This is a genomic window from Bradyrhizobium sp. 482_C4_N1_8, assembly GCF_052075965.1.
In the GTDB taxonomy this organism is placed as follows: Bacteria; Pseudomonadota; Alphaproteobacteria; order Rhizobiales; family Xanthobacteraceae; genus Bradyrhizobium; species Bradyrhizobium barranii.
The window spans coordinates 8,603,854-8,624,388 of the sequence record NZ_CP197231.1 but is presented as its reverse complement, the minus strand read 5'-3'; the positions used below and the strand labels follow the sequence as shown (position 1 = coordinate 8,624,388).

At 65.4% G+C, this 20,535-nt stretch carries 15 protein-coding genes; 9 read left to right on the top strand and 6 right to left on the bottom strand.

Annotated features, from left to right (window positions below):
* Positions 1 to 25: 25 nt before the first annotated feature.
* From AB7Z56_RS40905 to AB7Z56_RS40885, 5 genes are all read left to right on the top strand, one after another.
* The gene (locus AB7Z56_RS40905) at positions 26 to 952 is read left to right on the top strand and encodes a methyltransferase domain-containing protein (RefSeq protein ID WP_441256812.1); all 927 of its coding nucleotides are present in this window, start codon (positions 26 to 28) and stop codon (positions 950 to 952) included.
* Between the two features lie 116 nt (positions 953 to 1,068).
* Positions 1,069 to 2,298 carry an ABC transporter substrate-binding protein gene (locus AB7Z56_RS40900; protein WP_231143695.1) on the top strand — a complete coding sequence of 410 codons (1,230 nt, stop codon included), beginning with the start codon at positions 1,069 to 1,071 and terminating at the stop codon, positions 2,296 to 2,298.
* Between the two features lie 230 nt (positions 2,299 to 2,528).
* Positions 2,529 to 5,105, top strand: coding sequence for a ligase-associated DNA damage response DEXH box helicase (locus AB7Z56_RS40895; RefSeq protein WP_441256811.1), 2,577 nt, complete (start codon positions 2,529 to 2,531; stop codon positions 5,103 to 5,105).
* A 116-nt stretch (positions 5,106 to 5,221) separates the two neighbouring features.
* A complete protein-coding gene (gene pdeM, locus AB7Z56_RS40890) occupies positions 5,222 to 5,920 on the top strand; it encodes a ligase-associated DNA damage response endonuclease PdeM (RefSeq protein WP_063985921.1) in 699 nt (232 codons plus the stop codon).
* A 319-nt stretch (positions 5,921 to 6,239) separates the two neighbouring features.
* Positions 6,240 to 6,671, top strand: a complete 432-nt coding sequence (locus AB7Z56_RS40885; protein ID WP_014491352.1) for a hypothetical protein — start codon at positions 6,240 to 6,242, stop codon at positions 6,669 to 6,671.
* Positions 6,672 to 6,783: 112 nt separating this feature from the next.
* Here AB7Z56_RS40885 and AB7Z56_RS40880 read toward each other — a convergent pair whose 3' ends face one another.
* Both AB7Z56_RS40880 and pyrE read right to left on the bottom strand, forming a co-directional pair.
* Entirely contained in the window at positions 6,784 to 7,566 is a 783-nt protein-coding gene (locus AB7Z56_RS40880; RefSeq protein WP_038959907.1) for a DUF2865 domain-containing protein, read from the bottom strand.
* A 232-nt stretch (positions 7,567 to 7,798) separates the two neighbouring features.
* The gene (pyrE, locus tag AB7Z56_RS40875; protein ID WP_014491354.1) at positions 7,799 to 8,362 is read right to left on the bottom strand and encodes an orotate phosphoribosyltransferase; all 564 of its coding nucleotides are present in this window, start codon (positions 8,360 to 8,362) and stop codon (positions 7,799 to 7,801) included.
* A 171-nt stretch (positions 8,363 to 8,533) separates the two neighbouring features.
* Between pyrE and AB7Z56_RS40870 the strand changes: the two genes are divergently transcribed.
* The gene (locus AB7Z56_RS40870) at positions 8,534 to 9,160 is read left to right on the top strand and encodes a glutathione S-transferase family protein (protein ID WP_038959906.1); all 627 of its coding nucleotides are present in this window, start codon (positions 8,534 to 8,536) and stop codon (positions 9,158 to 9,160) included.
* A gap of 170 nt (positions 9,161 to 9,330) precedes the next feature.
* Here AB7Z56_RS40870 and AB7Z56_RS40865 read toward each other — a convergent pair whose 3' ends face one another.
* The 3 genes from AB7Z56_RS40865 to AB7Z56_RS40855 form a co-directional block, all read right to left on the bottom strand.
* The gene (locus AB7Z56_RS40865; RefSeq protein ID WP_063979843.1) at positions 9,331 to 9,966 is read right to left on the bottom strand and encodes a LysE family translocator; all 636 of its coding nucleotides are present in this window, start codon (positions 9,964 to 9,966) and stop codon (positions 9,331 to 9,333) included.
* Positions 9,967 to 10,223: 257 nt separating this feature from the next.
* Positions 10,224 to 13,277 (bottom strand): DNA polymerase I, encoded by a 3,054-nt coding sequence (polA, locus tag AB7Z56_RS40860; RefSeq protein ID WP_231143694.1) that lies wholly within the window; start codon positions 13,275 to 13,277, stop codon positions 10,224 to 10,226.
* Between the two features lie 102 nt (positions 13,278 to 13,379).
* Positions 13,380 to 14,225, bottom strand: coding sequence for a LysR family transcriptional regulator (locus tag AB7Z56_RS40855; protein WP_063979841.1), 846 nt, complete (start codon positions 14,223 to 14,225; stop codon positions 13,380 to 13,382).
* A gap of 97 nt (positions 14,226 to 14,322) precedes the next feature.
* Between AB7Z56_RS40855 and AB7Z56_RS40850 the strand changes: the two genes are divergently transcribed.
* The gene (locus tag AB7Z56_RS40850) at positions 14,323 to 15,294 is read left to right on the top strand and encodes a quinone oxidoreductase family protein (RefSeq protein ID WP_063979840.1); all 972 of its coding nucleotides are present in this window, start codon (positions 14,323 to 14,325) and stop codon (positions 15,292 to 15,294) included.
* A 5-nt stretch (positions 15,295 to 15,299) separates the two neighbouring features.
* Here AB7Z56_RS40850 and AB7Z56_RS40845 read toward each other — a convergent pair whose 3' ends face one another.
* The gene (locus tag AB7Z56_RS40845) at positions 15,300 to 16,367 is read right to left on the bottom strand and encodes an acyltransferase family protein (protein WP_063979839.1); all 1,068 of its coding nucleotides are present in this window, start codon (positions 16,365 to 16,367) and stop codon (positions 15,300 to 15,302) included.
* Between the two features lie 192 nt (positions 16,368 to 16,559).
* Between AB7Z56_RS40845 and AB7Z56_RS40840 the strand changes: the two genes are divergently transcribed.
* Both AB7Z56_RS40840 and hrpB read left to right on the top strand, forming a co-directional pair.
* Positions 16,560 to 17,876, top strand: coding sequence for a UDP-glucose dehydrogenase family protein (locus AB7Z56_RS40840; protein ID WP_231143693.1), 1,317 nt, complete (start codon positions 16,560 to 16,562; stop codon positions 17,874 to 17,876).
* A gap of 116 nt (positions 17,877 to 17,992) precedes the next feature.
* Entirely contained in the window at positions 17,993 to 20,470 is a 2,478-nt protein-coding gene (gene hrpB / locus AB7Z56_RS40835) for an ATP-dependent helicase HrpB (RefSeq protein ID WP_063979837.1), read from the top strand.
* Positions 20,471 to 20,535 lie beyond the last annotated feature (65 nt).

The window sequence follows — 20,535 nt, the reverse complement described above, 5'->3', positions numbered from 1 at the left end:
CCCGGCGATGACGAGCCGAGTTCCTATGCCCCTGCGCCTGTTCCAGTCCTCCGGCGATCTCATGGCCGACCGCCGTTTCGAATTCGCGCGCGACCTCCAGCTCAAGGGCGATCTGCCCGCTGCCGCCGACCTCATCGAGCAGGCGATCGAGCTCGCGCCCAATTTTACGTCCGCGTGGTTCACGCTCGGTGAAATCCGCAGCCAGCTCGGGGAGCGTGACAAGGCCATCGCAGCATTTCGCAAAGCACGCGAGTCCGATCCCGAGGATCAGCACGGCGCCCATTTGCATCTGATACGGCTCGGCGACGAGCAATTGTCCGAGATGCCCAAGGCCTACGTGCAGGCGCTGTTCGACCAGTACGCGCCGCGCTTCGAGCACACGCTGATCAACGATCTCGACTATCGCGCACCGTCGCTGATCTTCAAGGCGGTGGTGGCCGCGCGCGTCGTCGCGAAGAAGCCGGCCTTGTTCAAGCGCACCATCGATCTCGGCTGCGGCACCGGGCTCGCGGCCGCCGCCTTCGCCAAACAGGTCGATCATTTCATCGGCATCGATCTGTCGCCCGGCATGATCAAGGAGGCGCGCGCCACCGAACTCTATGCCGAACTCGAAGTCGCCGACATGATCGAAGGCCTGCGCGGCAAGGCCGATGCGAGCGCGAACCTCGTCGTCGCCGCAGACGCCTTCGTCTATCTCTCCGATCTCGCGCCAGTGCTCATCGAGGCGAAGCGCGTGCTCATATCCGGCGGCGTGCTCGCCTTCACGCTGGAGACGCATGACGGCAGCGGCATCGTGCTCGGCGAAGGCCTGCGCTATGCCCATTCGGCGGAATATGTGCGTGGTGCGATGGCGAAGGCCGGGTTCAAGCTGCTGACATTGGAGCCGGCATCGCCACGCATCGAGAACAACGAGCCGGTGCGCGGCCTCGTCGTCGTCGCCGAGAAAACTTGAGTTTAGGCGCTAAAAGCCCCGCGATTTAAGCGTCATTGCGTCGCTGAGCTGCGACTTCCCACTTGCGACCCGCGCTGCGATGCCAGCACAATGCGGGCGCTAGGGAGAAACAAAAAATGACGAAGAATCCAACGCGGCGCGATTTCAGCGCCGGCGCGCTCGCCACCATCGCCGCATCCACCTTGCCTGCGCCGTATGTCTGGGCCGCGGAGAAGAAATACGATGCGGGCGCCAGCGACACCGAGATCAAGATCGGCCAGACCGTGCCGCATTCCGGGCCCGGCTCGCTGTACGGCGTGCTCGGCCGCATCGGCGAAGCCTATTTCCAGATGCTGAACGAGAAGGGCGGCATCAACGGCCGCAAGGTCAAGTTCCTCACCATGGACGACGCCTACAGCGCGCCGAAATGCGTCGAGGCGACGCGGCGCCTGGTCGAGCAGGAAGAGGTGCTGGCGCTCTATGGCTCGCTCGGCACCGCGCCGCAGACCTCCGTGCACAAATACCTGAATTCGAAAGGCGTGCCGCAACTGCTGCTCAACACCGGCGCGTCCAAGTGGAACAATCCAAAAGAGTTCAAATGGACGATGGCGGGCCTGCCGCTCTATCCGACCGAAGCGCGCATCCTGGCGCGGCACGTCCTCAGCGTGAAGCCGAATGCCAAGGTCGGCATTCTCTACCAGAACGACGATTTCGGCCGTGACTTCCTCGGTCCGTTCAAGAAGGTGCTGGCGGATGCCGGGGGCACCGCGCAGGTGATCATGGAGCAGACCTACGATCTGACCGATCCGACCGTCGATTCCCAGCTCATCAATCTCTCGAAATCGGGCGCCGACGTCTTCTACAACATTTCCACCGGCAAGGCGTCGTCGCAGTCGATCCGCAAAGTGGCCGAGCTCGGCTGGAAGCCGCTGCAATTGTTGTCAGCCGGTTCGACCGGTCGTTCGATCCTCAACGCAGCAGGCCTCGAGAACGCCACCGGCATCGTCGCCATCCGCTACAACAAGGAGGTCGGCCTGCCCAAATGGGAGAAGGACCCCGACGTGATGGCGTTCGAGGAGCTGCGCAAGAAGTACACGCCGGCGATCGATCAAGACAACACCATCGCGTTTGCCGGCTACGGCCAGGCCGTCACCATGGGCGAGATCCTGCGCCGCTGCGGCGACGATCTCACCCGCGCCAACGTGCTGAAGCAGGCGTCCACGCTCGCAGGCTTCCACTCGCCCTATTTCCTCGACGGCGTCACCTACAGCTACACGCCCGAGGACTACACGCCGATGAAGACGCTCTTCATCTCCACCTTCAGCGGCAAGGACTGGGACATCTCCGACAAGCCGATGTCGGAGTAGGCCGCGCTTTCTTCCTTCTCCCCTTGTGGGAGAAGGTGGCGCGAAGCGCCGGATGAGGGGTCTTCTCCACGTACTCGAAGGAGAATGACGCGCGGAGAGATACCCCTCACCCGTCTCGCCGCTGTCGCGGCGAGCCACCCTCTCCCGCAAGGGGAGAGGGAAAAGGGGCGCCCCGCTATTCACATCTCCACCCCTCGACGAACCCACCCCCACGGCTTACCTGTGATGCCGTGCCGCCCCGCATCCTCAAAATTCCGGCCGAGCCGGCCACGCTGCTGCCCGACCGCTTCCAGGCGTGGTTCGCGGCCCGCGGCTGGTCGCCGCGTGAGCATCAGCTCGCGCTGCTGGACAAGGCGCGCGAGGATCGTTCCGCACTGCTGGTCGCGCCCACCGGCGCGGGCAAGACGCTGGCGGGATTTCTGCCGACGCTGGTGGAGCTCTCGACGCAGCCGGTCGAGCGGGACGGAAGGACGAAGCAAAGCCTCGTCTCCACCGGCCGCGATGTTCGCCGCAGCGATGGCCTGCACACGCTCTACATCTCGCCGCTGAAAGCGCTCGCCGTCGATATTGCCCGCAATCTCGAGCGGCCGATTGCGGAGATGGGGCTGCCTGTCAACGTCGAGACCCGCACCGGCGACACGCCGGTGTCGCGGCGGCAGCGCCAGCGGCGCTATCCGCCCGATATCCTGCTGACGACGCCTGAGCAGGTCGCGCTGTTGCTCTCCTCCGACGACGCGCCGTTCCTGTTCTCCTCCTTGAAGCGCATCGTGCTCGACGAGCTCCACGCGCTGGTGACGTCCAAGCGCGGCGATCTGCTTTCGCTGGGTCTGGCACGGCTCTGGCGGCTGGCGCCGCAGCTGCGCGCGATCGGCCTGTCGGCGACCGTGGCCGAGCCGGACCAGCTTGCGCGCTTCCTGGTGCCGCAGCCCGGCGGGAAGGAGGCGGCCGCCGACATTGTCGTCGCCGGCGGTGCCGCGCCGCCGCTGGTCGAGATGCTGGATACGCGCGAGCGCCTGCCCTGGGCAGGCCACAGCGCGCGCCACGCGCTTCCTGAAATCTACGAGCTGATCAAGGCCAACAAGACCACGCTCGTCTTCGTCAACACCCGCAGCCAGGCCGAGATGCTGTTCCAGAATCTCTGGAGCATGAACGACGACAACCTCGCGATCGCGCTGCATCACGGCTCGCTCGACGTCGCCCAGCGCCGCAAGGTCGAGGACGCGATGTCGGCGGGCAGACTGCGCGGCGTGGTCTGCACCTCCTCGCTCGACCTCGGCGTCGACTGGGGCGATGTCGATCTCGTCGTCAATATCGGCGCGCCAAAAGGCTCTTCGCGTCTGATGCAGCGGATCGGCCGCGCCAATCACCGCCTTGATGAAGCCTCGCGCGCGGTGCTGGTGCCGGCCAACCGGTTCGAGGTGCTGGAGTGCCGCGCCGCGATCGATGCGATCGCCGAGAATGCGCAGGATACGTCACCCTTGCGCACCGGCGCACTCGACGTGCTGGCCCAGCACGTGCTCGGCTGCGCCTGCGGCGAGCCGTTTCTGAGCGATGATCTCTACGGCGAGGTGCTCACGGCCGCGCCTTACTCAGATCTCGCCCGGCAGGATTTCGACGACGTCGTCGATTTCGTCGCCTCCGGCGGCTACGCGCTGAAGACCTATGAGCGCTTCGCCCGCATCAGGCAGGACAAGCAGGGCCGCTGGCGCGTTGCCAATCCAAAGGTGCGGCAGAGCTATCGTCTCAATGTCGGCACCATCGTCGAGGAGCCGATGCTGAAGGTGCGGCTCGTTCGTGGGCGCTCCACCGGCAGCGGCTCGACCGGCGCCATAGCGCGCGGCGGCCGCGTGCTCGGCGAAATCGAGGAATATTTTATCGAGGGCCTGACCGCCGGCGACACGTTTGTGTTCGGCGGCGAAGTCGTGCGCTATGAGGCGTTGGCCGAGGATCAGGTCTATGTCTCCCGCGCCAACGACAAAGACCCGAAAGTGCCGTCCTATATGGGCGGCAAATTTCCGCTCTCGACCTATCTTGCCGAGCGCGTGCGGCGCCTGCTCGATGATCGCCGTGCATGGAATGGTTTGCCTGAACAGGTGCGCGACTGGCTGTCGTTGCAGAAAGACGTCTCACGTGTGCCCGGCGTGCGCGAACTGCTGGTCGAGACCTTTCCACGCGGCAACAAGCATTATCTCATTTGCTATCCCTTCGAGGGCCGGCTCGCGCACCAGACGCTGGGCATGCTGCTGACGCGGCGGCTGGAGCGGATGCGCGCCCGGCCGCTCGGCTTCGTCGCCAATGAATATGCGGTGGCGATCTGGGGGCTTGGCGATGCCTCCTTCATGATCCGCAACGGCCAGCTCGACCTCGACGCGCTGTTCAACCCGGACATGCTCGGGGACGATCTCGAAGCCTGGCTCGCGGAATCCGCGCTGATGAAGCGCACCTTCCGCAATTGCGCGCTGATCTCCGGCCTGATCGAGCGGCGCTTCACCAGCGAGGACAAGAGCCGCCGCCAGGTGCTGTTCTCGACCGATCTCGTCTACGACGTCCTGCGCAAGCACCAGGCCGATCACGTGTTGCTGCGCGCCGCCCGTGCTGATGCCGCTACCGGCCTGCTCGACCTGCGCCGTCTCGGCGCCATGCTTGCCCGCATCCAGGGCCGCATCACGCATCGGGAACTCGATCACGTTTCGCCGCTCGCCGTCCCCGTGATGCTGGAAATCGGCCGCGAGTCAGTCTATGGCGAAGCTGGCGACGAGCTCCTGGCGGAGGCCGCCGACGAGCTGGTCAAAGAGGCGATGTCGTAGAGAATTTTACCAGTGGTGCGCGCAACTCCATCCACATCGTCATGCCCGGGCTTGACCCGGGCATCCACGTCTTTGCTTCCGCGGCAAGAACGTGGATGGCCGGGACGAGCCCGGCCATGACGGAGCAAGTGGCGCTATCGATCTCATCGACACGCACTTTGGATGTGGCTGGCATCGCGCTCCACGCCGATCTCTCCGGCGCGCTGTTCTGGGAAGAGCAGCGCCTGCTCGTCGTCTCCGATCTGCATCTGGAAAAAGGGTCGAGCTTCGCCACGCGCGGTGTGCTGCTGCCGCCTTACGATACGTTGGCAACGCTGAGCCGTCTCGCTGCCGTCATCTCCCGCCATAATCCCCGAACGGTCATCGCGCTCGGCGACAGTTTTCACGACCGAACCGCGCATGAGCGGTTGTCGTCCGACGATCGCGATGCTGTCGCCGCGCTCCAGACCGGCCGCGACTGGATCTGGATCTCGGGCAATCACGATCCCATGCTGCCGCGCGATCTCGGCGGGACCATCGCCGACGAAGTCGCGATCGGCCCGATCACCTTCCGTCATGAGCCAACAGGTGTGCGCGGCGAGATCGCCGGCCATCTGCATCCGAAGGCGCGCGTCTCCGCACGCGGCCGCTCGATGGAACGCCGCTGCTTCGCCAGCGATGGGATGCGCGCCGTGATGCCCGCCTTCGGCGCCTATGCCGGCGGTCTCAGCATCCGCGATGCCGCGTTCGCAAGGATCTTTCCCAGCAATGGCTTTGTCGCCCATCTGCTCGGTGACCGCCGCGTCCACGCCATTGCGGCCTCGCGCTGTTGTTGAGATCCCGGCCTCGTGCCAACCGGATCCATCGGGCCCGGCAACGGAAAATAGGACAGGACTACGTCCAGTACTTATCCGGAATCGCCTAAGTTCATAGGTACCTCTAACTTGCCAATTGCCGGGGCTGGATTTCATCCCGAACACGATTGCAACCGGCAAAGGGGTCGCTGCGAGGCGACCCCTTTCGATTCCGCCGGTCGGACTTTGTCCCCTGTTCCGGAACAAATTAAGAACACTTTGGCAAGTCTTTGATATATCATTGTGATTCGGTGCGTTGCCGACACAATATCTAGCGTCCGTCAGACTTTGCGAGGACTACATGTCCACCATCGCCTTCGATCAATTTGCCCTCACCCGGATCGCCGATTTCGCGCGCTCGCTGTCGCGGCTGCATCAGGCCGCGCGGCGCTACGCGGTCGATGACGACCAGTTCGACCGCGAGTTCAACGCGGTGTGCCAGTCGATCTGGGGCTACACCATCGACGACGTCAGCGACGATCTGTTCTCGACCGAGGATCATCTGTTCCTCGACACGCTGGACGAAGCGCATGCGCGCATCTTCGCAGCCGAGCAGGGTTACGATCTCATCGGCGAGGCGGGCATGCTCACCGACTGGTGGGGCTTCTGCTGGATGATCCTGGCCGAGAAGCGCGGCCTGCTGACTCAGGAAAACCGCGCCGCCGCGCGCGCGGCGATCGAGGAAAAATATCTGGCGGCGCCGAACGTGATCGGGGTGATCATCGGAAGGTGACGCAGCACTCTCCGTCACTGCGAGCGTAGCGAAGCAATCCATAATCTGTTCGCGGTGACAGACTGGATTGCTTCGCTGCGCTCGCAATGACGACTTTTGATTCAGTTCGGGCTTAGTCCAGCCCCGCCCGCTTCGCCGGCTTCTGTGCTGGGGTCTTCGGCACCGTCACGTCAGGCAGCGCCTCGCGCACGATCTCGACTGAGGCCGGCGCATCTGCTGCGACCGTCTCCGCGCGCACCGGTGCCACCTTCATCTCGCCGAGCCGCGCGCGGACCTGCGCGGTGAGGCCGGGGTAGGAGGCAACCGGCGTGAAGTCCGCAGCCTGGTCATTGCCGACGCGGATGCCGGTATAGGCGACGAGGCCGTCGCTGGTCGCGATCACGTCGCCGGCTTTCAGCGAGGAATCCAGCGCGAGATCGACCGGGGCGAGGCCGACCGGCTCACGGCCGTTGCAGGTGCAGTCGGCACGTAGCGCCTTGCGATAGGCGAACGCGTTTTCGCTGTCGGCGTAGCGCTCGCCGGTCTGCGAAGCGGCGCCGTCGATCGAAGAGCCGAAATAGACCTTTGTCGTGGTGGCAGGACAGAACGCCTGACACATCTGAGCGGGCGAGGCGAGGCCGCGCATCAGCGGAAAATATTTGCCGTCGCAGGTGCGCACGCAGAAGGCCGGGCCGGAGCCGCCGGCCGCCGCCGCGCGTGTCGGGGGCACATATTGCGGGTTTGCGGGATTCTGCTGGCTGGCGAAGGGATCGGCAAAGGAGTTCGACTGCTGCGGAACCTCACGCTGCGGCCGGGGCCGCTGCATTCCGCCGAAGAAGAAGTCGAACAGGCCTTCGGCCGAAGCCGGGGCTGGAACCGCAAGCAGCGGGGCCGCCAGGCTGGCGGCCACAAGCATCGCGCGACGCGCATGGGACAAGGCTGTACGCAATGCTCACTCCGACGCTACTGAACCGGCCGGAACCTTCCGAGGTCTCGGCACATGATTCACCATAGTGCTGGATGGTAAATGAGCAGTTGAGCGGAGGCGATTTCAAGTCGAGGCCGTGACCTCTTCAAGGCCGGGCACAGCTTCCGGCGGATGGTTGCTTCCGGGCAACGCCCGGGCATGGACGGACTGTCTCGCGGCCTTAAGCCTTCAGGAACTCCGACGCCTTGTACAGCGAGCGGAACGGCAGGCCGGCCGCACCAAACGTGTCGGTGGCGCCTTCCTCGCGGTCGACCATGGTCAGCACCAGCACCACCTCGGCGCCTGTCTCGCGTACGGATTCCACCGCCTTCATCGCCGAGCCGCCGGTGGTGGTGACGTCCTCGACGATCACGACGCGCTTGCCTTCGAGCGTCTCGCCCTTGGGCAGACCTTCGATCGCGAGCTTCGCACCGTGCTCCTTCGGCTTCTTGCGCACGAAGAACGCCGCGATTGGATGGCCCTTGATCCAGGAGATCTGCGCCAGCGCGCCGGCCAGCGGCACCGCGCCCATCTCAAGCCCGCCGATGAAGTCGAGCTGGTCGTCCTTCAGCGCCTCATAGGTCAGCTCGGCGAGCAGCGTCGCGCCCTCGGGGTCGAGCATGGTCGGCTTGAGGTTGAAGTAGAAATCGCTCTTGCGGCCCGACGCGAGCGTGACGTCACCGCGGCCGAAGGAGCGCCGGCGGATGATTTCGAACAGGCGGGCGCGGGAGGCAGATTTCGACACGGCGGTCCCTCGGGGCTTTTTGGAGGTGGCGGAATTTATCCGCGACGGCCGCGACATTCCAGAGGGGACCGGTCGAGTCAACAGGGATCGGCCATCCCGGTCCGTCAGTTGTGGGGGTGCAACCTTCTGGAGTAGTTGGATGCCAGATATCTCGGGGAAGGAAATGCCTGAATGACCATCGAGCTGCACACCTGGAACACGCCGAACGGCCGCAAGATCTCGGTCGCATTGGAGGAAATGGGGCTGCCTTACAAGGTGGTCCCGGTGAACATCACCAAGGGCGAGCAGATGGCGCCGGGATTCCTGAAGCTCAGCCCCAACAACAAGATCCCCGCGATCGTCGACCCCGAGGGGCCGGACGGCAAGCCCGTCAGCATCTTCGAGTCCGGTGCGATCCTGCTCTATCTCGGCGAAAAGACCGGCAAATTCTTGCCGAAATCGCTCGCCGGGCGCATCCCCGTCTATGAATGGCTGATGTGGCAGATGGGCGGCTTCGGCCCGATGCCCGGCCAGGTGCACCATTTCATCGCGCTCGAGAACGAGCAGGATCGCGCCTATGGCCTGAAGCGCTACATGGCGGAGACGCGCCGGCTCTACGGCGTGCTGGACCGCCGGTTAGAGGCCCACGACTTCGTCGCCGGCGACCTCTCGGTTGCCGATTTTGCCATCCTGGGCTGGGCCTGGCGCCACCCTCGCCACAAGGTTGAGTTGGCCGATTTTCCCAACGTCAAGCGCTGGTATGAGGCGCTGATGGCGCGTCCCGCGGTGAAGCGGGGCATGGACGCGAAGCTGGATTGAGCGGCCTTTTTCCCTCCCCCCTTGTGGGGGAGGGTGGCTCGCCGCGCAGCGGCGAGACGGGTGAGGGGTCTGTCTCCGCGAGTCCAGCTGTCTTCGAATGCGCGGAGAAAGACCCCTCATCCGGCGCTTCGCGCCACCTTCTCCCACAAGGAGAGAAGGAAGAAAAATAATCACACCTTCTTCGCTTCCACTGCCATCCGCACCGCAAGCCCGGCCAGCACCGTGCCCATCAGCCAGCGCTGCACCAGCATCCAGCTCGGCCGGCTCGCCAGGAACAGTGCGATCGACCCTGCGGCAAGCGCGATCATCGCGTTGACGCTGACGCTGATCGCGATCTGGATCGCCCCCAACACCACCGACTGCGTCAGAACGCTGCCGGCGGTGGGATCGATGAACTGCGGCAGCAGTGCCAGATACAGCATCGCGATCTTCGGATTGAGCAGATTGGTGACAAAACCCATCGCGAACAATTTGCGCGGGTTGTCGATCGCAAGCTGCTTCACCTGGAACGGCGAACGTCCGCCCGGCTTCACCGCCTGCCAGGCCAGCCACAGCAGATAGCCCGCGCCGGCGAAGCGCAGCGCGTCATAGGCAAAGGGAATGGCGAGCAAGAGCGCGGTGATGCCGAACGCCGCGCACAGCATGTAGAACACGAAGCCGAGTGCCACCCCGCCGAGCGAGACGATGCCCGCCGCCGGTCCCTGCGTGATCGAGCGCGAGATCAAATAGATCATGTTCGGCCCCGGCGTGAGCACGAGACCAAGGCAGACGAGGGCGAAGCCGAGCAGGGCGGAGGTGTGGGGCATGGGTGAACCGGTGTGGGGACGGCACGATTCTAATATGCGCCGCGCGGCGGAGCCATCGCGCAATTGCACGGAGGACAATTCCACTCGCCGGCGCGATCGGTGCGCTCCCTCGCCCCGTTCTTACGGGGAGAGGGTTGGGGTGAGGGGCTCTCTCCCCACGTGCGATCGTCGAGAGACCTGTACCCCCTCACCCGGAATCCGCGCTTCGCGCGAATTCCGACCTCTCCCCGCAAGCGGGGCGAGGTTAAGAGGTAGCCTCAATGCGCCTCGTCCCAATTCTTCGCCGCGCGCGCATCGACATGCAGCGGCACCGACAGGTTCACGGCCGGGAACGGTGCGTCCTGCATCACGTGCTGCACCACCGGCAGCGTCGCCTCGACTTCCGCGTCGGGCACCTCGAAGATCAGTTCGTCGTGCACCTGGAGCAGCATCTGTGCCGTCAGCTTCTTCTGGACCAGGGCGTCCTCCATCCGCGTCATGGCGCGGCGGATGATGTCAGCGGCGGTGCCCTGGAGCCGCGCGTTGATCGCGGCACGCTCGTTGAACGCGCGCACCGAGGCATTCGAAGCCTTGATGTCGGGATAATACATCTTCCGGCCGAACAGCGTGGTGACATAGCCTTTGCTCCGGCAGAAGTCGCGCGTCTCGTCCATGTAGGCGCGGATGCCGGGGAAGCGCTCGAAATACTTCTTGATGTAGGCGGAGGCTTCCTCGCGCGCGATGCCGAGCTGGTTGGCGAGGCCGAATGCCGAGATGCCGTAAATGATGCCGAAATTGATCGCCTTGGCGCGGCGCCGGATTTCGCTCGGCATGCCCTCGATCGGCACGCCGAACATTTCGGAGGCCGTCATCGCGTGAATGTCGAGCCCGTCCTTGAACGCCTGCTTGAGGACGGGAATGTCGGCGATCTCGGCGAGCAGCCGCAGCTCGATCTGCGAATAGTCGGCGGAGACGAGCTTGTGCCCGGGTGTCGCGATGAAGGCGCGGCGGATCTTTCGGCCGTCCTCGGTGCGCACCGGGATGTTCTGCAGATTCGGCTCGTTCGACGACAGCCGGCCCGTCGTGGTCGCGGCCAGCGCGTAGGTGGTGTGGACGCGATGGGTCTGCGGGTTGACGTAGGTCGGCAGCGCGTCGGTATAGGTCGATTTCAGTTTCGAAACCTGGCGCCACTCCAGGATCTTCTTCGGGAAGTCGTGGCCCTGCTCGGCAAGTTCGTCGAGCACCTGCGCGGTCGTCGACCATGCGCCTGTCTTGGTCTTGGTGCCGCCGGACAATCCCATCTTGCCGAACAGGATGTCGCCGATCTGCTTGGGGCTGCCGACATTGACGGGCTCGCCCGCGATCTCCTGGATCTCGGCTTCGACGCGCGCCGCGGTCTGGGCGAAGTCGCCTGATAGCCGCGACAAGACCTGGCGGTCGATCGAGATGCCGCGCCGCTCCATGCGCGCGAGCACCGACACCAGCGGCCGCTCCAGCGTCTCGTAGACCGCGGTCATGTGCTCGGCGACGAGGCGCGGCTTCAGCACGCGCCACACGCGCAAGGCCATGTCGGCGCCTTCCGCCGACAGCGGCGCGGCCTTGTCGATCGGCACCTGGTCGAAGGTGATCTTGCCCTTGCCGCTGCCGAGCAGCTCGCTCTCCTTCAGCATGGCGTGGCCGAACCAGCGCTCCGCGAGCGCTTCGATCGCGTGCGAGCCGCGGCCGGCATCGAGCACATAGGAGATCAGCTGCGCATCGTCGGCGTTGCGCAGCGTGATGCCGTGCTGCGCCAGCATCACGGCGGTGAACTTGACGTCGAAGCCGATCTTGAGAATGCCCGCCGATTCCAGCACCGGCCGCAGCGCTTCGATCGCGTCCGCATGCTTGACCTGGTCCGGCGCGAGACCCGCGTCGAACAGGCCGGCGCCGCCACCGGACTGCTTGTGCGCGAGCGGCACGTAGCAGGCCTCGTTCGGCGCCAGCGCCAGCGCGATGCCGCACAGATCGGCCTGCATCGGATCGATGGAGTTGGCTCTCGTCTCGATCGCGACATGACCGGCGTCGTGGATGCGCGCGACGAAGGCGTCGAGCTCCTTGAGCGTCTTGATCGCCTGGTATTTGCTGCGGTCGACCGGCAGCTTGCGCAGCGCCTCTTCGCGCGCGGCGGCCAGTGAAATCGGCGCGCCCTTGAGACCGGCCGACTTGTCGCCCTTGTCGCCGCCTGTTGCGGTCGCGGCTGGAGCGGCGAACAGATCGCCGGAGGTCTCTGACGTCTTTGCCTTGGCGGCGTCGCCGCCAGCCCCTGCGCCGCTCCTGTTCGACGCATCGGCATCGACATTGGCGGGATCGATCTGCGAATAGTCGGCGACGCGACGCGTCAGCGTGGTGAATTCCATCGCCTTCAGGAAGGCGATCAGCTTGCGCGCGTCGGGCTCGTGCACCGCGAGGTCGTCCAGCGGCACCTCGAGTTCGACCTTGTCGTCGAGCAGCACCAGCTTGCGCGAAATCCGCGCCTTCTCGGCATTCTCGATCAGCGCCTCGCGCCGCTTCGGCTGTTTGATCTCGGTGGCGCGGAACAGAAGCTGTTCGAGGTCGCCATATTCGACGATCAGCTGCGCGGCGGTCTTGATGCCGATGCCGGGTACACCGGGCACGTTGTCGGTGGAATCGCCGGCCAGCGCCTGCACTTCGACCACTTTCTCGGGCGGCACGCCGAATTTCTCGATCACCTCGGGAATGCCGATACGGCGATCCTTCATGGTGTCGTACATCATGATCTTGTCGTTCACGAGCTGCATCAGATCCTTGTCGGAGGACACGATGGTCGTGTGGGCGCCGCGGTCGCTGGCCTGTCGCGCATAGGTCGCAATGAGATCGTCGGCCTCGAAGCCGCCCTGTTCCAGGCAAGGCAAATCGAAGGCGCGCACGGCTTCGCGGATCAGCGCGAATTGCGGGATCAGATCATCGGGCGCGGGCGGCCGGTGCGCCTTGTACTCGGGATAGATCTTGTTGCGGAAGGTGACTTCCGACTTGTCGAACACGATCGCCAGATGCGTCGGGCGGTTGTCCGCGGGCATGTCGCGCAACAGCTTCCACAGCATGTTGCAGAAGCCGAGCACGGCGTTGACCTGCAAGCCGTCGGACTTGCGGTTCAGTGGCGGCAGCGCGTGATAGGCGCGGAAGATGTAGCCGGAACCGTCGACCAGGAAGATGTGGTCGCCCTTGCCGGCCACCTTCGCCGCGACCGGTTTGGCAGCAGGCTTGTCAGCAGCGGGCTTGGTGTCGGCTTTGGCGGCGGTCTTCGGGGATGTCGTTGGGGAGCTTTTGGGCATGGCCGCAATGTATGAATTTTTGCGGCAAAAGACAGCCTCCACCGGCCTGATTTTGCAGGCGCGCACAGGCAAATCCTGGCAGCGCCGCGCTTTGCGGTGCAGTTATCGCAGGCAGCCTTCGAGGAAGCCTGCGACAGCGCGCACCGCTGGCGCGCGGCGCAAGTCGTTATGGACGATGAGCCAGACCTCGCGACTGACAGGCTTGCGGTCGGTGTTGCAACGTTCGAGCTGTCGATCGCGGTCGCCTAGAAACCGCGGCAACGCCGCAAGCCCAACGCCGGCCCGGGCCGCAGCGGCCTGATTTTCGAGGTCATTGGTCCGCAGCACGATCTGGCGGGTGCCCGCGATATCCGTCAGCCATTGCTGCTGCGGAGTGTCATCCATGCTGGCATCATAAGCGATAAAGGCGAACGCATAAGGTGGCGTCTCCTTCAGATAGGACGGCGCGCCGTAAAGGCCAAACTCGAAATGGCCGATCTTGCGGGCTATCAGCCCGGCCTGTGTCGGACGAGAGAGGCGAAGCGCCAGATCGGCCTCGCGGCGGCTGAGCGAAGCCGTTCGCTTCTCACCGATCAGCTTGATGAGGATGCCTGGATACTGCTCGCGCAACTGCATCAGCTTTGGAGCAATCAGGATATTGGCGAGCGAGGGCGGCGCGCTGATCGAGATCTCCCCGTCGAGTTCCGGCTTCGCTGCCCGTGCCGCGCGCTCCACCGCGAAGGCGATCTCCTCCATCTGCGCGCCAATCGCCGCAATCCGCTTGCCGTCCTCGGTGAGAACGTAACTGCGTGGTCGGCGATCGACGAGCTTGAGCGAAATGGATGCTTCCAGCGCGGCGACGCGGCGGGCTACCGTCACATGGTCGACGCCGAGACCCCTTGCCGCCGCCGACAGGCTTCCCTCGCGCGCCAGAGCCAGGAAATGATGCAGGTCGGACCAATCGAGCATTGTGCAAAATATCACAAGACAACTTCAACTTTGAGCAGTTTCGCAGAATTTGGATTGATCCCATAGTCTCTTTTATTGGCAACGAAAGGGACGAGTCATGGCCGAGATCATCAGGTTGAAGGCACCAGGAAGCGTGGAGCAGCTCGAACTGGCAACGGTCGCTCTGGGACCGCCGGCGCGGGGCGAGGTCCGGCTCCGGCAGACCGCAATCGGCGTCAACTTCATCGACATCTATCAGCGTATGGGCCTCTACGCGCTTCCAGCCGAAGCCGTTCCCGGCGTCGAGGCGATCGGAGTTGTTGCGGCGCTCGGCGAGGATGTAACGGGTCTCAAGGTCGGCGACCGCGTCGCCTACGCGGGAGCGCCGGTCGGCGCCTATGCATCCGAACGAAACCTGCCGGCCTGCCGTTGCGTGAAGCTGCCTGAGACGGTAGCCGACGAAGCGGTGGCTGCAGCGTTCCTCAAGGGGATCACGGCGCACATGCTGCTCGATCGTGTCTTTCCTGTCGGTCGTGGCACAACGATTCTCGTCCACAGCGCCGCCGGCGGGCTCGGTCAGTTGCTGACCCGCTGGGCCAGTGCACTAGGTGCCGTGGTGATCGGGACGGTGGGATCGCAGACCAAAGCCGAAATCGCCCGAGGCGCTGGTGCGCATCACACCATCGTTGGGCGGGATGCCGATTTCGCTGCCGCAGTCGCGGATATCACCGGTGGGCGTGGGGTCGACGTCGCCTATGACGGCATCGGCGGAACGACCTTGCAAAGGACGCTTGGCTGCGTGAGGCCATTCGGTGTGGTGGCGAGCATCGGTCAGTCCGGCGGTCCGATTGCGCCGATCGATGTCAACGACCTCGGGCCACGTCGCAGCCTGATGTTGGCGCGTCCAAGCGTCATGGCCTATGTCAACGATGCCGCGGAATACCGGCGTGCGGCCGAGCGCGTGCTCGCTGCGCTGGCGGATGGCGTCCTGCGGTCGACCGGCATTGCCTACGGCCTCCGTGATGCTGCGCGGGCGCAGGCCGACCTCGAGGCCGGGCGCACCGCCGGGGCTCTCTATTTGGTGCCCTGATCGACCTATTCCGCGGCCTGCAACCGCACGCCCGACTTCTTCGGCGCGATCCAGAATGTCTCTGGCCGTTCGAACAGGAAGTCGGCGTGCAGCCGCAGGGCGGTCTGCCAGATCGCGAGCGACCCGAGCACGCCAACGATGGTGACGATCAGCGATACCGTGCCGATGTCGGGAATGACGCCGGTGCGCAGCAGTAGCGTTCGTGTCGCCGCCATCGGCAGGAAGAAGGCGAGGTAGATCACGATGGAATGCTCGCCGCAGGAGCGGAAGAAGTTCAGCCATTGTGCGCGGGCGAGCAGCGTGCCCATCGTGATGATAGCGCAGGCGCCGGCGAAGCCGAGCACGAGCGAGACGATCTTCCATTCGCTGGCGCCAAGCGCGACGAGGCCCGCATTGATCAGCGCCCAGGTCGCAAGCGCCGCCAGCGCAAGTGCGGGATGCTTGCGCGCGCGATCGGACAGCGCGAACACGTAAGGCGCGAACAGATATCCCGAATAGAAATAGACGAAGCGCGCGCAGAATTCGTCGATCGCGGTCCAGCCGGTCGAGATGCGCGCCGTCTCCAGCGCGGCAGCGATGAGCCAGATCGCCAGCGGCGGGACTCGCCGTGTCAGTTTTGTGACGACGAAGAAGATCGGCAGCAGGTAGATGAACCAGAGCGTGCCGAACGGTTCGACGAAGGATTCCAGATACAGCAGGCCGGCCTCGCGCCAGCTCGTCTCCGCCGCGAATGCCGGTGCCTTGAAGCCGAACTGGATTGTCACCCAGACGACATAGAAATAGGCGAAATGCACCACCTTGCGGTCGAGATAGGTTCGCCAGTCCCGATCGATCACCAATGGCAGGAACAGGCCCGAAATCAGGAAGAAGTCCGGCATCCGGAACGGCTTTGCGAAGGCCACGGCGACATGCATGAAACCGGTCTGGCCGGCCGCGATCTCCACCCCCAGCACCGAGTGCATCATCACGACCATGACGATGCAGACGCCCTTGGCATAGTCGATCCAGTCGACACGCGCGGCCGGGGGGGCTTTGGAAAGCCCGCTCGCGGCGATTGTGCCTGATAGTGCCATGGTGTCCCGTTTCGAGGCGCGGTCCGCCCGGCTCTGTGCGGACGTGGCGCAGTGTGAAGCCTTGCGGTTTAAGGTTTCTTTACCGGTACAATTCGCGTGCCGGTTTTTGCATCCGGGCTGTTCTCTCCCCTCAGGAAAATGCTAAACCGCTCGAGTTGGGGTTTCGTTAACCAAGCTGGAACAGGGTTTTTCATGCGAATCGCGATGATCGGAACGGGCTATGTGGGACTGGTGTCCGGCGCCTGCTTTGCGGATTTCGGTCACGACGTCACCTGCGTCGACAAGGACGAGAAGAAGATCGCGGCGCTTCATCGCGGCGAGATTCCGATCTACGAGCCCGGCCTCGACGAGCTGGTCGCGACCAACGTGAAGGCCAAGCGGCTCGACTTCACCGCCGATTTGTCGAAGCCGGTCGCGGACGCCGATGCCGTCTTCATCGCGGTCGGCACGCCCTCGCGCCGCGGCGACGGTCACGCCGATCTGTCCTATGTCTACGCCGCCGCGCGCGAGATCGCGCAGTCGCTGTCGGGCTTCACCGTCGTCGTGACCAAGTCGACCGTCCCGGTCGGCACCGGCGACGAGGTCGAGCGCATCATCCGCGAGACCAACCCTGCGGCCGACGTCGTCGTCGCCTCCAACCCCGAATTCCTGCGCGAGGGCGCGGCGATCCGCGACTTCAAGTATCCCGACCGCGTCGTCGTCGGCACCTCCGACGAGCGCGGCCGCAAGGTGATGGGCGACGTCTATCGCCCGCTGTCGCTGAACCAGGCCCCGCTGATGTTCACGGCGCGCCGCACCGCCGAGATGATCAAATACGCCGCGAACGCGTTCCTCGCGACCAAGATCACCTTCATCAACGAGATCGCCGATCTCTCGGAAAAGGTCGGCGCCGACGTGCAGGAGGTCGCGCGCGGCATCGGCCTCGACAACCGCATCGGCACCAAGTTCCTGCATGCGGGTCCGGGCTTCGGCGGCTCCTGCTTCCCGAAGGACACCAAGGCGCTGATCAAGATCGCGCAGGACTATGACGTGAACTTGCGCATCGTCGAAGCCGTGCTGGCCGTCAATGAGAACCGCAAGCGCGCGATGGCGCGCAAGGTCAGCCAGGCGCTCGGCGGTAGCTTGCGCGGCAAGACCATCGCCGTGCTCGGCCTCACCTTCAAGCCCGACACCGACGACATGCGCGATGCGCCGTCGATCCCGCTCGTCACCGGCCTGATCGACATGGGCGCGACGGTCAAGGCCTTCGATCCCGTCGGCATGGAACAGGCCAAGGGTGAGTTGCCGAACATCACCTATTGCGAGGACGCCTATTCGTGCGCGCAAGGCGCCGATGCGCTCGTTATCGTCACCGAGTGGGTGCAGTTCCGCGCGCTCGATCTCGGCCGGCTGAAGGCGACCATGACGCAGCCCGTCGTCGTCGACCTCCGCAACGTCTACCGGCCCGAAGACATGGAAGCCGCCGGCTTCACCTACGAGAGCATCGGGCGTCCGCCGGTGCAGGGCTGAGGGACCACTGCCGCAACGATTTCGTCATGGCCGGGCTTGTCCCGGCCATCCACGTCTGTTTCTAGTCGAAGACGTGGATGCCCGGCACAAGGCCGGGCATGACGAATGGATAGGCCTTGCCCCGCAGCTTCGACACGCCCCTCCCGATCGACGCCGTGCTCGACGACCTCTCGCGCACGCTGGAGGCGCATAATTCGGCTGTGCTGGTGGCGCCGCCCGGCGCAGGCAAGACCACGCGGGTGCCGCTGGCGCTGCTGGATGCCCCTTGGGCCGCGGGCAAGAAGATCATCGTGCTGGAGCCGCGGCGTATCGCTGCGCGGGCGAGCGCCGAGCGCATGGCCAAGTCGCTTGGCGAGCGGGCCGGCGAAACCGTCGGATACCGCGTCCGCTTCGGCTCGAAGATCTCGCGCGCGACGCGCATCGAGGTGGTGACCGAGGGGATCTTCACCCGCCAGATCCTCGACGATCCCGAGCTCTCCGGCATCGCGGCCGTCCTGTTCGACGAATTCCACGAGCGCTCGCTCGATGCCGACATGGGCCTCGCGCTGGCGCGCGACGCGCAAACCGGCCTGCGCGAGGATCTGCGCATCCTCGTGATGTCGGCAACGCTCGACGGCGCGCGCGTGGCAAGGCTGCTCGGGGAAGCGCCCGTTGTCGAGAGCGAAGGCCGCGCCTTTCCGGTCGAGACGCGTTATCTTGGCCGCAAGGCGGATGCGCCGGTGGAGCGGCAGATGGCGGATGCGATTGCGTCCGCGCTGCGCGCCGACGGCGGCTCGGTACTGGCGTTCCTGCCCGGCGCCGCCGAAATCCGCCGCACCCAGAATTTCCTCAGCGAACGCGTCCAGGATGCCAGCATCGAGATCGTGCCGCTGTTCGGCGCGCTCGACGCTGCCGTGCAGGACCGCGCGATCGCGCCCGCGCCGAAAGGCACGCGCAAGGTGGTGCTGGCGACCTCGATCGCGGAGACCTCGCTCACCATCGAGGGCGTGCGCATCGTGGTCGATTCTGGTCTCGCCCGCGTGCCGCGCTACGAGCCCGACATTGGGCTGACGCGGCTCGAGACCGTGCGCGCTGCGCGTGCGGCGGTGGATCAGCGCCGCGGCCGCGCCGGCCGCACCGAACCGGGCGTCTGCTACCGGCTCTGGGACGAGCCGCAGACGGCCTCGCTCGCGCCGTACACCCAGCCGGAGATCCTCAGCGCCGACCTCTCCTCGCTGGTGCTCGACCTCGCGCAATGGGGCGTCGCCGATCCTTCGGCGCTGTCATTCCTCGATCCGCCGCCGCTGCCCGCCTGGAAAGAGGCGAAAAGCCTTCTCTCCGAGCTCAATGCGCTCGATGGCGACGGCCGCATCACCGCCGAAGGCAAAAGCCTGCGCGCGCTGGCGCTGCCGCCGCGGCTGGCGCGCATGATCGTGGATTCGCATCGCGTGGGCAGCGGCGAAGCCGCCGCCGAGATCGCGGCCATCGTCACCGAGCGCGGGCTCGGCGGCGACAGCGTCGATCTCGAGTACCGGCGCGATCAGTTCCGCCGCGATCGCTCGCCGCGCGCCGCGAGCGCGCGCGATCTCGCGCGGCGCTGGGCTTCGCAGGTGGCGGCGTCGGAGAAGGCCGTAACCGGACAGGATGATCTCTCGACCGGCCTGATGCTCGCCTACGCCTTCCCGGACCGCGTCGCGCGCAATCGCGGCAATGGCACCTTCGTGCTCGCCAATGGTCGCGGCGCCGCGGTGGAGCAGACCTCGTCGCTCGCCCGCGCACCCTACATCGCGATCGGCGAGATGACGGGCACGGCGGCGAGCGGCCGCGTTCTGCTGGCGGCGCCGATCGGCGAGGACGACATCGAGCGGCATTTTGCCGAGCATATCGAGACCGTCGACGAGATCTCCTTCGACCGCGGCGCGATGGCGCTGCGCGCGCGGCGCAAGCGCGCGCTGCATGCGATCACGCTGTCTGAGGCGACACTCGCGGTGTCGCCTTCGGAGGAGACCGCGCGGATCTTCGCAGATGGGCTGATTGCCGCAGGTCTCGACCGGTTGCCCTGGTCGAAGGCCGCAAAGCAGTGGCGCGACCGCGTGATGTTTCTGCGCAAGGCCGAGGGCGACAGCTGGCCCGATTTGTCCGACGACGGACTGATCGCGCGGCGCGACGACTGGCTGGTGCCGGCGCTCTACGACAAGATCGCACTGAAAGACATCTCGGCCGGCGATCTCTCCGACGCGCTGATGGCGCTGTTGCCCTGGGAGATGCGCGCAAGGCTCGATCGCGAGGCGCCGACGCATTTCGAGGCGCCGACCGGCAGCGTGCTTGCGATCGACTATGAGGCCGAGCAGGGGCCGACCATTGCGGTGCGGCTGCAGGAATTGTTCGGGCTCAACACCCATCCGTCGATCGCCGCCGGCAAGGTGCCGCTGGTGCTGGAATTACTGTCGCCGGCGCAGCGCCCGGTGCAGGTGACGCGCGACCTCCCCGGTTTCTGGCGCGGCAGCTACGCCGCGGTGCGCTCCGACCTGCGTGGCCGCTACCCGCGCCATCCCTGGCCGGAGGATCCGGCGAGTGCGCTGCCGACCCGGCGGGTCAAGCCGCGCGGGACGTGAGAAGCCACGAAGGCGTATTAACCCTCCGCTCATCCTTTTCGTCAAAATAGCGGCGCTCTGACCGC

Excerpts from the sequence above, each read along its gene's own strand:
- AB7Z56_RS40905 (WP_441256812.1), top strand. The coding sequence starts at position 26 with ATGCCCCTGCGCCTGTTCCAGTCCTCCGGCGATCTCATGGCCGACCGC.
- AB7Z56_RS40900 (WP_231143695.1), top strand. The coding sequence starts at position 1,069 with ATGACGAAGAATCCAACGCGGCGCGATTTCAGCGCCGGCGCGCTCGCC.
- pdeM (WP_063985921.1), top strand. The coding sequence starts at position 5,222 with ATGACGGAGCAAGTGGCGCTATCGATCTCATCGACACGCACTTTGGAT.
- AB7Z56_RS40885 (WP_014491352.1), top strand. The coding sequence starts at position 6,240 with ATGTCCACCATCGCCTTCGATCAATTTGCCCTCACCCGGATCGCCGAT.
- AB7Z56_RS40880 (WP_038959907.1), bottom strand. The coding sequence starts at position 7,566 with ATGCTTGTGGCCGCCAGCCTGGCGGCCCCGCTGCTTGCGGTTCCAGCC.
- AB7Z56_RS40870 (WP_038959906.1), top strand. The coding sequence starts at position 8,534 with ATGACCATCGAGCTGCACACCTGGAACACGCCGAACGGCCGCAAGATC.
- AB7Z56_RS40865 (WP_063979843.1), bottom strand. The coding sequence starts at position 9,966 with ATGCCCCACACCTCCGCCCTGCTCGGCTTCGCCCTCGTCTGCCTTGGT.
- polA (WP_231143694.1), bottom strand. The coding sequence starts at position 13,277 with ATGCCCAAAAGCTCCCCAACGACATCCCCGAAGACCGCCGCCAAAGCC.
- AB7Z56_RS40855 (WP_063979841.1), bottom strand. The coding sequence starts at position 14,225 with ATGCTCGATTGGTCCGACCTGCATCATTTCCTGGCTCTGGCGCGCGAG.
- AB7Z56_RS40850 (WP_063979840.1), top strand. The coding sequence starts at position 14,323 with ATGGCCGAGATCATCAGGTTGAAGGCACCAGGAAGCGTGGAGCAGCTC.
- AB7Z56_RS40845 (WP_063979839.1), bottom strand. The coding sequence starts at position 16,367 with ATGGCACTATCAGGCACAATCGCCGCGAGCGGGCTTTCCAAAGCCCCC.
- AB7Z56_RS40840 (WP_231143693.1), top strand. The coding sequence starts at position 16,560 with ATGCGAATCGCGATGATCGGAACGGGCTATGTGGGACTGGTGTCCGGC.